The organism is Streptomyces sp. NPDC055966, from assembly GCF_042269865.1.
Taxonomy (GTDB): Bacteria; Actinomycetota; Actinomycetes; order Streptomycetales; family Streptomycetaceae; genus Streptomyces.
The window spans coordinates 540,027-553,494 of record NZ_JBHJYK010000003.1 but is presented as its reverse complement, the minus strand read 5'-3'; the positions used below and the strand labels follow the sequence as shown (position 1 = coordinate 553,494).

Below are 13,468 nucleotides of genomic sequence, written 5' to 3'. Positions count from 1 at the left end.
TCCACGTCAAGCGTCTGCGCGCCAAGATCGAGCCGGACCCGGGCGCCCCGCGCTACCTGGTGACGGTCCGCGGCCTGGGCTACAAGTTCGAGCCGTGATCGGTGCCGTGCGCTCTCGGCCGGACGGAGTCCGGCGCAGCACCCCGAAGCCCGCGCAGCGGTGCGAGGGGTGCGTGGGGGATGGGCCGCTCGACGTCCACGTCAAGCGTCTGCGCGCCAAGATCGAGCCGGACCCGGGCGCCCCGCGCTACCTGGTGACGGTCCGCGGCCTGGGCTACAAGTTCGAGCCGTAAACCGCCGGCTCGGCCCCATCGGTCGTACGGTCCTCCCCGTGTACGGCCTTCCCCGTGCACGACGAAGGGCGGCACCCCCGGCAGGGGTGCCGCCCTTCGTGCGTGGCGCGGTGCTCAGTGGCCGGCGACCGACTGGGACGCCGAGTCGCTCGGGGTGGCGTGGGTGCTCGCGGAGGACGACGGGGTCGCCTTGCCGCCCTTGCCCTTGCCCTTCTCCGGCTTGCCGCTGGTGGAGGCCGAGGCGCCCGGGGCGCCCGGGGCACCCGTGGGGGTCGCCGGGGCGGACGGGATCGTGCTCGGGCCCCACTTGTCGAAGTAGCTGGTGGCCGGGACCACGAAGGCGCTGAGGCTCACGGCACCGGTCGTGCTGAAGGTGAAGGTGACCTTCTGGACGTTGCCGTCCTGGACCGCCGTACGGCCGCCCGGCACCTCCGCGGAGGCGTTGCCCTGACCACCGATGATCAGGGAGCCGTGCGCCGGGACGGTGAGGCTCTGGCCCTTGGCGGCGGTCAGCTTGACCGTGCCGCTGGTGCCCGGGATGGCGACCGACTGGAGGGTCTCGTCCGAGACGCCCTGGTTGAAGAGGGTCGCGGAGATGACGGCCGGCCCGGTCGACTGAAGATCGGGCTGAGTGATGATCAGCGCGTTCTGGACCTTGATGTTGCCGACCTTGGTGGCAGCGTTGTCCGGCTTGATCTCCAGGGTCTGCGAGCCGTTGCCGGCGCCGCATGCGGCGAGCGAGGCGATCGAGAAGACGATGGCGGAGGCGGCGAGGGCGCCGCGTCGAAGGCTGCTGCTCACGGCGGCGGCAACTCCTTGAACGCGCGGGCGGCTCCCCTTATAAAGCCACCCTAAGTGTCTGTCAGCGGCCTTAGGTTACCGAGCCGTTCCGGCGCCGCCGCACCCGACCCTCCCCTAGCGTCCCGCTTGCCTCCGGCTGGGGGTACCGCCCGCGGCCTCGTCGCTGCGGGCACAGGCGCCTCTTCCGCGACTTTGCCGAGTGCTCGTCCGCCATTCACATAACCGCGCGCAAAATTTCCGTGAAGGAATGCGGGCCCTCTCGGCGGCGGTCTCGAAGCTCTCTCGATGACCGCTCGGCGACCGTCCCGGAATTGATCACCGAGCACCCCTCGGGCGGTCGTTGATCAATTCCGGATTCTCGTCGCGGCCGCCTCCGGATCGCCCTCCGGATCCGCCTGTACGCACCGAACGGAGTAGCGGAAGTCGTACGCTTGGAACAGGACAAATCGGGATGTTAAGCCACCCGGAGAGGGTGCTCGGAGTGTGTGACGCACGTGTTTCACCCCGCCCGAAGAGCCCCTCCGACCTGCGAATACCCGCTTGCGCAGGCCTCTCGAAGCACGTTCCTGTTGCTGTTGTCAAGCCCCGAGATATGCCCTGACCTGCGAAAACGCCATTCAGAAGACGCCGTATCCGTGTTACCCTGGATAGCCACGGAAGGGGTACCTGTCACATGACGTTCAAGGTTGGCGACACCGTGGTCTATCCCCATCACGGGGCCGCGCTGATCGAGGCCATCGAAACTCGCCAGATCAAAGGCGTGGACAAGACCTACTTGGTGCTGAAGGTCGCCCAGGGTGACCTGACGGTACGTGTGCCAGCGGACAATGCTGAGTTCGTGGGCGTGCGTGATGTGGTCGGTCAGGACGGGCTGGACCGGGTCTTCGAGGTGCTGCGCGCGCCGTACGCCGAGGAGCCCACGAACTGGTCCCGTCGCTACAAGGCAAACCTGGAGAAGCTCGCCTCCGGCGATGTCATCAAGGTCGCGGAAGTCGTGCGTGACCTGTGGCGTCGTGAGCGCGAGCGCGGACTGTCCGCCGGTGAGAAGCGCATGCTCGCCAAGGCCCGCCAGATCCTGGTGAGTGAGCTGGCCCTCGCGGAGAACACGAACGAGGACAAGGCCGAGGCTCTGCTCGACGAGGTGCTCGCCTCCTGATGCGCCACGGCGGCGATCTCTCGCTGCCGGTTCGCGCAGCACACTCTGCACAATGAAATGCGCACAGTGAAATGCCGCGGTGCCCGATGACACGGATTCGACACTGACCCTGTCGGATCCCGTCGCCGGGCGCTGCGGCATGTTCGTATCCGCTTCGTATCCGCGCGTCGGTCGGGCGACTTTCTGACCGGAAAGACCCCCGATATTTTGATGTGCCGGGCCCGGGCAGTCGGCCTCGACCAGGGTCACGGAAGGGTCCGGTCAAGGCAGCGCGCCCGGCACTCCTCCAGGCCATACCCACCTAGGTCGAGCACACAAACCTGACAGGAACCGATGTCTGACGAATCGCGCCCCTCACCTGCGCAGACCCCCGTCGCAGCCGTGATTCCCGCCGCCGGCCGGGGCGTACGCCTCGGTCCGGGCGCCCCCAAGGCGCTGCGCGCGCTGAACGGCACGCCCATGCTCATCCACGCGGTCCGCGCGCTCGCCGCGTCCCGCCGTGTCTCCCTCGTGATCGTCGTCGCCCCGTCCGACGGCACCGAAGAGGTCAAGTCCCTGCTCGACGCGCACGCGCTGCCCGAGAGGACCGACTTCCTGGTGGTCCCCGGCGGCGACACCCGCCAGGAATCGGTCAAGCGGGGCCTGGACGCCCTGCCCCCCGAGTACGGCGTCGTCCTCGTGCACGACGCGGCCCGCCCGCTCGTGCCGGTCGACACCGTCGACGCGGTCATCGAGGCCGTCGGCGCGGGCGCACCCGCCGTCGTCCCCGCGCTGCCGCTGGCCGACACCGTCAAGGAGGTCGAGCCCGCCGCCGAGGCCGGCGCCCCCGAGCCGGTCGTCGCCACCCCGGAGCGCGCCCGCCTGCGCGCCGTCCAGACGCCGCAGGGCTTCGACCGTACGACCCTGGTCCGGGCGCACGAGACCGTCACCGACGACGTGACGGACGACGCGAGCATGGTCGAGCAGCTCGGGCTGCGGGTCGTGACGGTCCCCGGTCACGAGGAGGCCTTCAAGGTCACCCGCCCCCTCGACCTGGTCCTCGCCGAGGCGGTCCTGGCCCGCAGGAGGCTGAACGATGGCTTCTGAGGCCGGCTTCGTGCTGCCCCTGCCCCAGGTCGGCATCGGCACCGACATCCACGCCTTCGAGGAGGGCCGCGAGCTGTGGTGCGCGGGCCTGAAGTGGGAGGGCGAGGGGCCGGGCCTGGCCGGGCACTCGGACGCGGACGTCGTCGCCCACGCCGCCTGCAACGCCCTCTTCTCCGCCGCCGGGCTCGGTGACCTGGGACAGCACTTCGGCACCGGGCGCCCCGAGTGGTCCGGTGCCCCCGGGGTGACCCTCCTCGCCGAGGCGGCCCGGATCGTCCGCGCGGGGGGCTTCACCATCGGCAACATCGCCGTCCAGGTGATCGGCCCCCGTCCGAAGATCGGAAAGCGGCGCACCGAGGCCCAGAAGGTCCTCTCCGAGGCGGCCGGCGCCCCCGTCTCCGTCTCCGGCGCGACGACGGACGGCCTCGGCTTCCCCGGCCGCGACGAGGGGCTGATGGCGATCGCGACGGCACTGGTGGTCCGTACGGGCTGAGGCCGGCGGCGGCCGCCGGTCGTGGTGCGGGTGGACGGAGAGCGTGCGAGGGTATCCGGAGAGTCACCGCCGACCCTAGGAGGCACCCATGCCCGCCACCCTGCCCGACCGGCTCAAGTCCGTGCTCGACGGTCCCGTCTTCATCGTGGTCGGCACGATCCAGCCCGACGGCCGGCCCCAGCTGTCCCCGGTGTGGGTGAAGCGGGACGGCGACCAGGTCCTGTTCTCCACGACCGTCGACCGCCGCAAGAAGAAGAACCTCGACCGCGACCCCCGGGTGAGCGTCGTCGTCCAGGATCCCGAGATGCCGTACGTCTACGCCGAGATCCGCGGCACCGCGGAGTTCGCCGTGCAGGGCGCCAGGGAGCTGATCGACGAACTGTCACTGAAGTACACCGGCAAGAAATACGCGGAGTTCAACCCCGACTCCGTCAACGACGCCGACCGCGTGATCGTCAGGATCACCCCGGAGAAGGTCGTGGGGATGTTCTGAGCCGTGCGGCACCGGGCACCACGCCGCGCCCACTACCCTGGAGTGGTGACCATTCGCCTGTACGACACCAGCGCCCGGCAGATCCGTGACTTCACCCCGCTCGAGCCGGGTTGTGTCTCGATCTACCTGTGTGGCGCCACCGTGCAGGCGGCCCCCCACATCGGGCACATCCGGTCGGGGCTCAACTTCGACATCATGCGCCGCTGGTTCACCTACCGCGGCTATGACGTGACGTTCGTCCGCAACGTCACGGACATCGACGACAAGATCATCGCGAAGTCCCGTGAGCAGGGCCGCCCGTGGTGGTCGATCGGCTACGAGAACGAGCGCGCCTTCGACGAGGGCTACACCGCCCTCGGCTGCCTCCCGCCGACCTACGAGCCGCGCGCCACCGGCCACATCACCGAGATGGTCGAGATGATGCAGCGCCTCATCGAGCGCGGGCACGCCTACGCGGCGGACGGCAACGTCTACTTCGACGTGCGCTCCTTCCCGCAGTACCTGGCCCTGTCGCGCCAGGAGCTCGACAACCTGCTCCAGCCGTCCGGCGAGGGCGAGACCGGCAAGCGCGACCCGCGCGACTTCGCCATGTGGAAGGCGGCCAAGCCGGGCGAGCCGACCTGGCCGACGCCGTGGGGCGCGGGCCGTCCGGGCTGGCACCTGGAGTGCTCGGCGATGGCCCACAAGTACCTGGGCTCCGCCTTCGACATCCACGGCGGCGGCCTGGACCTGATCTTCCCGCACCACGAGAACGAGATCGCCCAGGCCAAGGCGTACGGCGACGAGTTCGCCCGGTACTGGGTGCACAACGCCTGGGTCACCCTGGCCGGCGACAAGATGTCCAAGTCGCTGGGCAACAGCGTGCTGGTGTCCGAGATGGTCAGGCAGTGGCGGCCCGTCGTGCTGCGCTACTACCTGGGCACCCCGCACTACCGCTCGATGATCGAGTACAGCGAGGAGTCGCTGCGCGAGGCCGAGTCGGCGTTCGCGCGGATCGAGGGCTTCGTGCAGCGGGTCACCGAGCTGGCCGGCAAGACCGTCGAGCCGGCCGCCGAGGTCCCGCCGGCCTTCGCCGAGGCGATGGACGACGACCTGGGCGTCCCGCAGGCCCTGGCGATCGTGCACACCACGGTCCGGCAGGGCAACAGCGCGCTGGCCGCCGACGACAAGGAAGCGGCCGTGGCCCGGCTCGCCGAGGTGCGGGCCATGCTCGGCGTCCTCGGCCTCGACCCGCTCGACGAGCACTGGGCGGGCGAGTCCGACCGGAGCGAGGACCTGCACGGCGTGGTCGACAGCCTCGTCCGCCTGGTCCTGGACCAGCGCGAGGCCGCCCGCGCCCGCAAGGACTGGGCGACCGCCGACGCCATCCGCGACCAGCTCACCCAGTCCGGCCTCGCCGTCGAGGACAGCCCCCAGGGCCCCCGCTGGACCCTCAAGGCCTAGCCGAACCCGAAGATCGACTGTGCCGCCCGGCCTTCCGGGCGGCACACTGCACAGGACGCGGACGCACAGGACGCGGACGACGCAGACACAGAAGACGTACGTACGAAGCTCACGGAGACGAGTGACTCATGGCCGCGAACAACCGCCGCATGTCCGGCAAGAAGGGCGCGCAGGTCGGCAGTGGCGGCCAGCGGCGCCGGGGCCTGGAGGGCAAGGGCCCGACCCCGCCCGCCGAGATGCGCAAGGGGCACAAGAAGAACCGCATCGCCACCGCCAGGGCGAAGCAGGCCGCGCGCCGTCCCGTGGCCCGGGGCCGCGGCGGCAAGTCGGCGTCCGAGATGGTCGTCGGCCGTAACCCGGTCGTCGAGGCGCTGCGCGAGGGCGTGCCCGCCACCACCCTCTACGTCCAGCAGTTCATCGACAACGACGAGCGTGTCCGCGAGGCCCTCCAGCTCGCCGCCGAGCGCGGTGGCATCAACCTGATGGAGGCCCCGCGCCCCGAGCTGGACCGCATGACGAACGGCCTCAACCACCAGGGCCTCGTCCTCCAGGTCCCGCCGTACGAGTACGCGCACCCCGAGGACCTGCTCGACGCGGCGGCCGACGGGGGCGAGGACCCGCTGGTCGTCGCGCTCGACGGGGTCACCGACCCGCGCAACCTGGGCGCGGTCGTCCGCTCCGTCTCCGCCTTCGGCGGCCACGGCGTCGTCGTGCCCGAGCGCCGCTCGGCCGGCATGACCGCCGGCGCCTGGAAGACCTCCGCCGGTACGGCGGCCCGTACCCCGGTCGCCCGCGCCACCAACCTGACCCGCACCCTGGAGCAGTACAAGAAGGCCGGCGTCGCGGTCGTGGGCCTGGCGGCGGACGGCGAGGTCGAGCTCGGCGAGCTGGCGGCCCTGGACGGCCCGGTCGTCATCGTGGTCGGCAGCGAGGGCAGGGGCCTGTCCCGCCTGGTCGGCGAGACCTGCGACTTCCGCGTCCGCATCCCGATGCCGGGCGGCGCCGAGTCGCTGAACGCCGGTGTGGCGGCGGGAATCGTGCTGTACGAGGCGGCGCGCAGGCGGGCCTGAACGGCCGTCCGAATTCTCACCTGTTCGGGTTGATTCCGGTGTTCCTGCAGTGCTCCGGGCCCCTTTGACGGGGTCCGGACACATCCGACCGGTCAAAGACGTGTCCTAACTCCACGTCACTCGGTTAGATGAGTGTGGACACCAGAACACCCCGCACACCCACGGGGGACCGCTCGTCGGGATTCAAGTCCGGATTCTCGTCCGGTCCCGAAGACGCTCCCGCGCTGAGCATGGTGAAGGTGCCGAGCGATCCGGCGCAGGTCATCGTCAATCACGCCAGCTTCCGCGTGCAGCTGAGCGCGTCGGCGAAGCGGACCCAATCCCCGCGGATCGCCCGGCATCTGAGTGCCGCCCATCACACCGCCGGGATGCCCGCCATGAGCCCCGAGGGCCGGGCGGGCGCCGTCGGCCGCCGCCGCCCCGTCGTGTGGAGCGGCAAGTCCGCCCCCGACGACACCGGCGCCCACCGGCTCCTCCAGGCCGTGCGGGGCAGCGTCCGCCAGACCGAGGAGCCGGAGGGCGGCGCCACCCAGGTCATCCCGCGCGTCGGCACCGGCTACGGCGACGGCTACGACGCGCTGGACCAGACGGTCGAGACCCCGGTCGTGGGCCACCAGCGCACCGCCCCGGACGCCGACGGCACCCGCCTGCTGCCCCACATGGGCACGGCCGGCGGCGCCTACGACGAACCCCCGTACCAGGAAGCCGACTTCGGACGCCCCCACGGCTACGGCGGCTACGACGACCACGACGGTTACGACGAGTACGCGGATCACCCGGGCCGCCGGGACCGCGCCCTCGACGACCTCGCGCGCCCCGTGCGGCGCCAGGGCGAAGACCTCGCCCGGCACGCCTACTACCCGGGCCGCCGGATGAACCTCGGCGTCGTCCTGCTCCCGCTGCGCATCTTCCTCGGCTTCATCTCCATCTACGCCGGCATGGGCAAGCTGTGCGACCCCGTCTACTTCGACGGCGGCAAGCGCGGCTCCATGGTCAAGTGGCTCAACACCCTGCACCCGTGGGACGTGGCCGAGCCGCTGCGCCAGTTCGCCCTGCACCACCCGGTCGGCTCCGGCCTGGTCATCGCCTTCCTCCAGGTGGTCGTGGGCGTCCTGACGATCCTCGGCTGCTGGCAGCGCGTGGCCGCGGTCGTCGGTGCCCTGCTCTCCGCCGCCCTGATCGTCACGGTCAGCTGGAAGACGGTCCCCGCCTACGACGCGCCCGACATCATCTACCTCGCCGCCTGGTCGCCGCTGATCATCGCCGGTGCGCCCGTCTACTCCGTGGACGGCCGGCTCGCGGCCGGTGCCTGGCGGCGCCTCGGCCCCCGCTCCGACATCTGGGAGCTGCGCCGCTACGTCCTGCGCCGCGGCGCCCTGATCACGGCCGTCACGGCCGGTCTCACCCTGCTCGTCGGCTCCCTGCTGGGCGGCGCCGTACGCGACTCCAGCCGCGTGGTCGTCCCCGGCCCCGGCGAGGCCCCCCGCAACAACCTCCCGGGCTCCCCGCTCCCGCAGGAGCCGGGCCGGCGGCACAGCACCTCCCCGTCGGCCTCCACGCCCCCCAGGGGCGGTGCGAGCCCCTCCGGCGCGGCGACGACCCCGGGCGCCACGCGCAGCGCGGCCGGTACGACGGTGCCCAGCGAGACCCAGGGCACCTCGGGCCAGCTCCCGCGTCACCACTCCTCCCCGACGGGCGGCACCCCGAGCACCACCGCGGGCCCGACCAGCACGGGCGGTACGGCGACCGGCGGCCCGACGTCCTCGGGCGGCTCGGGCAGCTCCGGCGGCACGTCGTCCTCCGGCCAACCAGGCCTGGTGGGCGGCCTGTTGGGCTAACCGGCAGCCGGTAGCCGGTCGTCGGCGCAGCGAAAGGCGCGCGAAAGGCAAGGGCCCCGCATCACGACGATGCGGGGCCCTTTGCCGTCAACGGCCCAGAGCCGCCAGCTCCTTGGCGGCCTCCGTCAGGTCCTTGGCGGTGTCGATGGCCCGCCAGTAGGCCCCCTGCGGGATGGGGAATCCGAAGAGCCGCTCTTCCCGGGCCAGCCGGGGGAACGTGGTCCGCTCATGGTCGCCCCGCTCCGGGAGCATCCCGGCGAACTCGGGCGAGAAGACGTACACGCCGGCGTTGATCTCGAACGTCGACGGCGGCGCCTCGATGAAGTCGGTGATGTGCCCGAACCCGTCGGTCCGCACCGCGCCCCACGGGATACGGGGACGGGCCAGGGCCAGGGTGGCCGTGGCGTCCCGCTCGGTGTGGAAGTCGGCCATGTCCCGCAGGGAGAAGCGGGTCCAGATGTCGCCGTTGGTGGCGTACCACGGCCGGTCGGGGCGGGGGAGGTGCGCGGCGGCGTACTTGAGGCCGCCGCCGCGGCCGAGGGGCTCGGTCTCCACGACGGTGGTGACGGAGACCGGCAGGTCGGCGGAGTCCAGCCACTTCTGCAGGACTTCGGCGAGGTGGCCGCAGGAGACCACCACGTCCGTGACGCCTTCCTCGGCGAGCCAGGACAGCTGATGGCCGATGATCGGAGTGCCCGTGCCGGGGATCTCGACCATCGGCTTGGGCCGGTCGTCGGTGTACGGACGCAGCCGGGAGCCCTGGCCACCGGCCAGGACCACGGCTTGGGTGGGGCGCGACGCGGCGTTGGGATGGGTCATGCCCGCACTGTACGTGGCGCTCCGCCCGGGCCGGCCGACAACGACGCGGGCCCGGGCTCCGGCTCAGCTGTGCGCGGCGAGCACGCCCGAGGCGAACGACGTGTCGCACACCGGGCGGGCGTAGGACTGGGCGTGCGAGGCGCCGTAGATGCGCGCGGCGGCCTGGCCGAGGGCGCGGGCGATGGACGAGCAGTGCTTGGCCAGCGACGGGTGGTCGTTGACGGCCTGCTGGAGGTGGGTGAGGACCACCCCCGGGTTCTTGTCCTGGAGCTCGCTGATCAGCCGGTCACGGAGCGCGTCCTGCGGGGTCTCGGGAGCCTTCTCGGCGGACGCGGGGGAAACCTCCGCCGGGGAGACGTCCGAGGCGGCCAGCACCGAGCTGCGGGGGCTCCCGGTCCAGTTGACCCGCGTGACCGCGAGGGTCCCGGAGAGCACCAGGACGACGGGCAGGACGAGGGCGAGAGTGCGGCCGATGTGGCGGGCAGGGCCGCCCCGGTGGCCGCGTCGCGTCTGAGGGTTGGTGGAGTGCTTCACGCGTGTGAGGGTAGCGCCCGGTAATGATTTGGCGACATTGAGTCACTCTTACGGGGGATGAGGCTGTGCCTTTTTCTGGGTAAGGGGTTGACGCCGCTCACCCGAAATGATCGCTGTGCCGGGGTATTTCCGGCGGTGCATACGACGCGAATGGGGCCCCGCGGCACTCCGCGGGGCCCCATTCGTCAACTCCGGCGCAAACGCCCAGCTCAGTCGGAGAGGCGCTCGCCCGTCGACGTGGAGAACACGTGGATCTCGCCCGGCCGCGGCACGACGTGCAGCGTGGAGCCCTTCTCCGGCACCTGGCGGCCGTTGACCCGGACCACCAGGTCCTTGACCTCGTCGCCGACCTCGGCGGTGCCGTAGACGTAGCCGTCGGCGCCCAGCTCCTCGACCACGTTCACCGAGACGGCGAGACCGGCCGGGGCGTCCGCGCTGTCCTTGGAGAGGGACGCGGCCGCGCCCCCGCCCAGTTCGACCACGTCGAAGTGCTCGGGCCGGACGCCGACGGTCACCGTGCGGTCGCCCTTGTCGGTGGCGGCCGTCAGGGCCTCGCGGTTGACGGGGACGACGCTGTTGCCGAACTTCACGCCGCCGTCGGTGACCGGGACCTCGATCAGGTTCATGGCGGGGGAGCCGATGAAGCCGGCGACGAAGAGGTTCGCGGGCTTGTCGTACATGTTGCGCGGCGAGTCGACCTGCTGGAGCAGGCCGTCCTTGAGGACCGCCACGCGGTCGCCCATCGTCATGGCCTCGACCTGGTCGTGGGTGACGTAGACGGTGGTGATGCCGAGACGGCGCTGCAGGGACGCGATCTGCGTACGGGTCGAGACGCGGAGCTTGGCGTCGAGGTTGGACAGCGGCTCGTCCATGAGGAAGACCTGCGGCTCACGGACGATCGCGCGGCCCATCGCGACACGCTGGCGCTGACCGCCGGAGAGGGCCTTCGGCTTGCGGTCGAGGTACTCGGTGAGGTCGAGGATCTTGGCGGCCTCCTCGACCTTCTGCCGGATCTCCGCCTTGTTGACGCCGGCGATCTTGAGCGCGAAGCCCATGTTGTCGGCGACGGTCATGTGCGGGTACAGGGCGTAGTTCTGGAACACCATGGCGATGTCCCGGTCCTTGGGCGGCAGGTGGGTGACGTCGCGGTCACCGATGCGGATGGCGCCGCCGTTGACGTCCTCCAGGCCCGCGAGCATCCGCAGGGAGGTGGACTTTCCGCAACCGGACGGGCCGACCAGGACGAGGAACTCGCCGTCCTCGATCGCGATGTCGAGACCGTCGACGGCGGGCTTGGTGGAACCCGGGTAGATCCGGGTCGCCTTGTCGAACGTGACTGTGGCCATGGTGAGGGGCCCCCTTCTACCGGCAGGAACGTGCCGGACGATCCGTTGTAGGAAGGTGGTGGGTGCAGTCCACGCGGTGTGGTCCACGCGGGTGAACTGGATCAGGACGGTACCTGGCGTTCACTCGGTCTGTCAGTACCCGGGCGACGGTGAACTTCGCGGAAATTTTCGACAGGACCCGGCGCGGAGATGGGTACACTGCACGGGCGCCCATGCGCACGCCTCCTTAGCTCAGCTGGTCAGAGCGCCGCTCTTGTAAAGCGAAGGTCGTCGGTTCGAATCCGACAGGGGGCTCTGGCTCTACCGGCTCCACCTGGGGCGATGCCCTCACGATCCATGATCGTGAGGGCATCGGCGGTAGTTCTCGACAGTTCTCGACGGCGATCCGCCTCCGGTGGAGCCGGCCTCACTCCACGCGGGCGGCGCCCGGCGCCGTGGAGGTCGTGGAAGCCGCCGGTGCCGTGGCGCCGCCGCGGGCCGCGCCGGCTCCCGGCACCACCTGACGCACGCTCACCAGTGCCGCCAGTGCGATCGCTCCCGCCACCGCCGGAACGCCCGCCGCCCCGATCGTGGACAGGGTCACGCCGCCGAGCGCGCCGGCGACGGCGACGCCCAGGAACTGCGCGGAGAAGTGCAGGCCGAGAGCCTGGGAGCGCTGCTCGGGGGCGAGGCCGGCCAGGCGGGTCTGCTGGCTGATGCCGCCCGACCACCAGGCCATGCCGAAGGCGAACAGGAGCGGGAAGGCGATGATCCGCGCCGCCGTGTGCAGGTGCGCGACGGTCAGCAGGGTCAGTACCGCGAGGAACGCGGTGATCAGCAGCAGCGCCGTGCGCAGGACGTTCGCCAGCGCGTGCTTGGCCAGGACGGAGCCGATGATGCGGCCGCCGGTGAACCCGCCCGCGCCGAAGACGACCATCAGGGCGGCCACGCCGGTGCTGCCCAGGCCGGTGGAGCGCTGCGCGATGGGGGCGAGGTACGTGTACATCGTGTAGGCGGCCAGGAACAGGCCGAACGTGGTGACCAGGCCCCAGCGGACGGCGCCGCGGCGCAGCAGGTTGAGCCGGCCGGCGGTCGCGCCCGCGGTGCCCGGGACGTCCGGGAGCCAGGCGGCGATGGCGACGGCGGTGACGAGGGCCAGGGCCGTGACGAAGCCGAAGGAGGCCCGCCAGCCGAGGGCCGCGCCGACGACCGTGCCGATGGGGGCGCCGAGGGTGAGGGCGATCGCGTTGCCGCCGGCCGTGACGGCGATCGCGCGCGGCAGCTCCTCGGGTTTGCTCAGCGCGGCGGCGGCGGCCGCGGCGGGCGCGGCGAAGAGGGCGGCGCCCAGCGCGGCGAGGACCCGGGCCACGGCCAGGGTGACGAGGTTGGGGGAGACGGCGGCGAGCACGTTGGCGGCGGCGAAGCCGACGGCCGCCCAGATGAGCAGCTTCTTGAGCGGAACGTGCTGGAACTGGCCGATCAGGGGCGGACCCGCTAAGGCGTAGACGACGGCGAAGACCGTGACCATCTGCCCGCACATCGACACCGTGGAGTGCAGGTCGTGGGCCACGTCAGGGAGGACGCCGGCGATCACGTAACCCTCGGTTCCGACCGTGAAGGTGCCAAGGGCCAGGAGGTAGATCCTTGGATTCATGGTCCAACGGTACAAGAGTTGTTGAACCATTGGAAGGGGCGGCGCGGCGCAGTAGGGTCGTAGGCATGCGCGACAGGTTTCATGCCGAACTGGACAACGTCAGCCTCGCCCAGGCGATGCACGGGCTGAGCGACCCGCTGCGCCTGCGGATCGTCGCCCTGCTGGCCGAACGCGGCGAGACCGAGTGCTCGGTGATCTACAACGACCTCGGCATCAGCAAGTCGAACGCCTCGCACCACTTCCGTGTCCTGCGCGAGTGCGGGCTGATCTGGCGCAGCCACCAGGGGCAGCAGCAGAGCGCCCGGCTGCGTGTCGACGAGTTCGAGGGGCGGTTCCCGGGGCTGCTGGCCGCCGTGATCCACAACATGGAGGCCGGTGAGCCGGGGCCCGAACGGCGACGCGAGGCCGGCGAGCCCGAGGGCGCGCCGGCCTCGCGTTGACCGGGGCCGGTGCCGGCGGGGAGC

At 71.3% G+C, this 13,468-nt stretch carries 14 protein-coding genes, 1 tRNA gene and 1 pseudogene; 11 read left to right on the top strand and 5 right to left on the bottom strand.

Features of this window, described 5'->3' with window-relative positions; translation table 11 throughout:
- Positions 1 to 98 (top strand): helix-turn-helix domain-containing protein (locus tag ACFC8N_RS09480; protein WP_351601839.1); only part of this gene is annotated, 98 nt, incomplete at its 5' end.
- An 89-nt stretch (positions 99 to 187) separates the two neighbouring features.
- Positions 188 to 292 (top strand): annotated as a pseudogene (locus ACFC8N_RS09475) (helix-turn-helix domain-containing protein); the annotation flags it as partial.
- A gap of 114 nt (positions 293 to 406) precedes the next feature.
- Here the strand turns inward: ACFC8N_RS09475 and ACFC8N_RS09470 are convergent.
- Entirely contained in the window at positions 407 to 1,093 is a 687-nt protein-coding gene (locus tag ACFC8N_RS09470; RefSeq protein WP_362816879.1) for a DUF461 domain-containing protein, read from the bottom strand.
- Positions 1,094 to 1,766: 673 nt separating this feature from the next.
- Between ACFC8N_RS09470 and ACFC8N_RS09465 the strand changes: the two genes are divergently transcribed.
- The 7 genes from ACFC8N_RS09465 to ACFC8N_RS09435 all read left to right on the top strand — a co-directional run bounded on the left by ACFC8N_RS09465 (position 1,767) and on the right by ACFC8N_RS09435 (position 8,672).
- Positions 1,767 to 2,249 (top strand): CarD family transcriptional regulator, encoded by a 483-nt coding sequence (locus ACFC8N_RS09465; protein ID WP_003953493.1) that lies wholly within the window; start codon positions 1,767 to 1,769, stop codon positions 2,247 to 2,249.
- A 333-nt stretch (positions 2,250 to 2,582) separates the two neighbouring features.
- On the top strand, positions 2,583 to 3,335 hold the full coding sequence (gene ispD / locus ACFC8N_RS09460) for a 2-C-methyl-D-erythritol 4-phosphate cytidylyltransferase (RefSeq protein WP_356020355.1): 753 nt from the start codon (positions 2,583 to 2,585) through the stop codon (positions 3,333 to 3,335).
- Complete coding sequence (ispF, locus tag ACFC8N_RS09455; RefSeq protein WP_356020353.1) at positions 3,325 to 3,828, top strand: 2-C-methyl-D-erythritol 2,4-cyclodiphosphate synthase; 504 nt, start codon at positions 3,325 to 3,327, stop codon at positions 3,826 to 3,828. Before ispD ends, ispF begins: the two co-directional genes overlap by 11 nt.
- An 88-nt stretch (positions 3,829 to 3,916) precedes the next feature.
- Positions 3,917 to 4,321 (top strand): PPOX class F420-dependent oxidoreductase, encoded by a 405-nt coding sequence (locus tag ACFC8N_RS09450; RefSeq protein WP_356020350.1) that lies wholly within the window; start codon positions 3,917 to 3,919, stop codon positions 4,319 to 4,321.
- Positions 4,322 to 4,366: 45 nt separating this feature from the next.
- Positions 4,367 to 5,764, top strand: coding sequence for a cysteine--tRNA ligase (cysS, locus tag ACFC8N_RS09445; protein WP_376287672.1), 1,398 nt, complete (start codon positions 4,367 to 4,369; stop codon positions 5,762 to 5,764).
- Between the two features lie 128 nt (positions 5,765 to 5,892).
- On the top strand, positions 5,893 to 6,834 hold the full coding sequence (gene rlmB / locus ACFC8N_RS09440; protein ID WP_362816874.1) for a 23S rRNA (guanosine(2251)-2'-O)-methyltransferase RlmB: 942 nt from the start codon (positions 5,893 to 5,895) through the stop codon (positions 6,832 to 6,834).
- A gap of 128 nt (positions 6,835 to 6,962) precedes the next feature.
- The gene (locus tag ACFC8N_RS09435) at positions 6,963 to 8,672 is read left to right on the top strand and encodes a DoxX family protein (protein WP_376287670.1); all 1,710 of its coding nucleotides are present in this window, start codon (positions 6,963 to 6,965) and stop codon (positions 8,670 to 8,672) included.
- Between the two features lie 87 nt (positions 8,673 to 8,759).
- Here the strand turns inward: ACFC8N_RS09435 and ACFC8N_RS09430 are convergent, their stop codons facing one another.
- The 3 genes from ACFC8N_RS09430 to ACFC8N_RS09420 form a co-directional block, all read right to left on the bottom strand.
- Positions 8,760 to 9,491, bottom strand: a complete 732-nt coding sequence (locus ACFC8N_RS09430; protein ID WP_356020342.1) for a nucleotidyltransferase family protein — start codon at positions 9,489 to 9,491, stop codon at positions 8,760 to 8,762.
- A gap of 63 nt (positions 9,492 to 9,554) precedes the next feature.
- The gene (locus tag ACFC8N_RS09425; protein ID WP_356020339.1) at positions 9,555 to 10,025 is read right to left on the bottom strand and encodes a hypothetical protein; all 471 of its coding nucleotides are present in this window, start codon (positions 10,023 to 10,025) and stop codon (positions 9,555 to 9,557) included.
- A gap of 209 nt (positions 10,026 to 10,234) precedes the next feature.
- Positions 10,235 to 11,371, bottom strand: coding sequence for a sn-glycerol-3-phosphate ABC transporter ATP-binding protein UgpC (locus ACFC8N_RS09420; protein ID WP_356020337.1), 1,137 nt, complete (start codon positions 11,369 to 11,371; stop codon positions 10,235 to 10,237).
- 220 nt (positions 11,372 to 11,591) lie between these two features.
- On the opposite strand from ACFC8N_RS09420, the gene ACFC8N_RS09415 reads away from it, so the two are divergent.
- Positions 11,592 to 11,665, top strand: a tRNA-Thr gene (locus ACFC8N_RS09415).
- 112 nt (positions 11,666 to 11,777) lie between these two features.
- Here the strand turns inward: ACFC8N_RS09415 and ACFC8N_RS09410 are convergent.
- Positions 11,778 to 13,004, bottom strand: coding sequence for an MFS transporter (locus tag ACFC8N_RS09410; protein ID WP_376287668.1), 1,227 nt, complete (start codon positions 13,002 to 13,004; stop codon positions 11,778 to 11,780).
- A gap of 65 nt (positions 13,005 to 13,069) precedes the next feature.
- Between ACFC8N_RS09410 and ACFC8N_RS09405 the strand changes: the two genes are divergently transcribed.
- Positions 13,070 to 13,444 (top strand): metalloregulator ArsR/SmtB family transcription factor, encoded by a 375-nt coding sequence (locus tag ACFC8N_RS09405; protein ID WP_356020333.1) that lies wholly within the window; start codon positions 13,070 to 13,072, stop codon positions 13,442 to 13,444.
- Positions 13,445 to 13,468 lie beyond the last annotated feature (24 nt).

Bases quoted from the DNA above. Each gene is read 5' to 3' on its own strand.
- ACFC8N_RS09465 (WP_003953493.1), top strand. From the start codon at position 1,767: ATGACGTTCAAGGTTGGCGACACCGTGGTCTATCCCCATCACGGGGCC.
- ispD (WP_356020355.1), top strand. From the start codon at position 2,583: ATGTCTGACGAATCGCGCCCCTCACCTGCGCAGACCCCCGTCGCAGCC.
- ispF (WP_356020353.1), top strand. From the start codon at position 3,325: ATGGCTTCTGAGGCCGGCTTCGTGCTGCCCCTGCCCCAGGTCGGCATC.
- ACFC8N_RS09450 (WP_356020350.1), top strand. From the start codon at position 3,917: ATGCCCGCCACCCTGCCCGACCGGCTCAAGTCCGTGCTCGACGGTCCC.
- rlmB (WP_362816874.1), top strand. From the start codon at position 5,893: ATGGCCGCGAACAACCGCCGCATGTCCGGCAAGAAGGGCGCGCAGGTC.
- ACFC8N_RS09435 (WP_376287670.1), top strand. From the start codon at position 6,963: ATGAGTGTGGACACCAGAACACCCCGCACACCCACGGGGGACCGCTCG.
- ACFC8N_RS09430 (WP_356020342.1), bottom strand. From the start codon at position 9,491: ATGACCCATCCCAACGCCGCGTCGCGCCCCACCCAAGCCGTGGTCCTG.
- ACFC8N_RS09420 (WP_356020337.1), bottom strand. From the start codon at position 11,371: ATGGCCACAGTCACGTTCGACAAGGCGACCCGGATCTACCCGGGTTCC.
- ACFC8N_RS09410 (WP_376287668.1), bottom strand. From the start codon at position 13,004: ATGAATCCAAGGATCTACCTCCTGGCCCTTGGCACCTTCACGGTCGGA.
- ACFC8N_RS09405 (WP_356020333.1), top strand. From the start codon at position 13,070: ATGCGCGACAGGTTTCATGCCGAACTGGACAACGTCAGCCTCGCCCAG.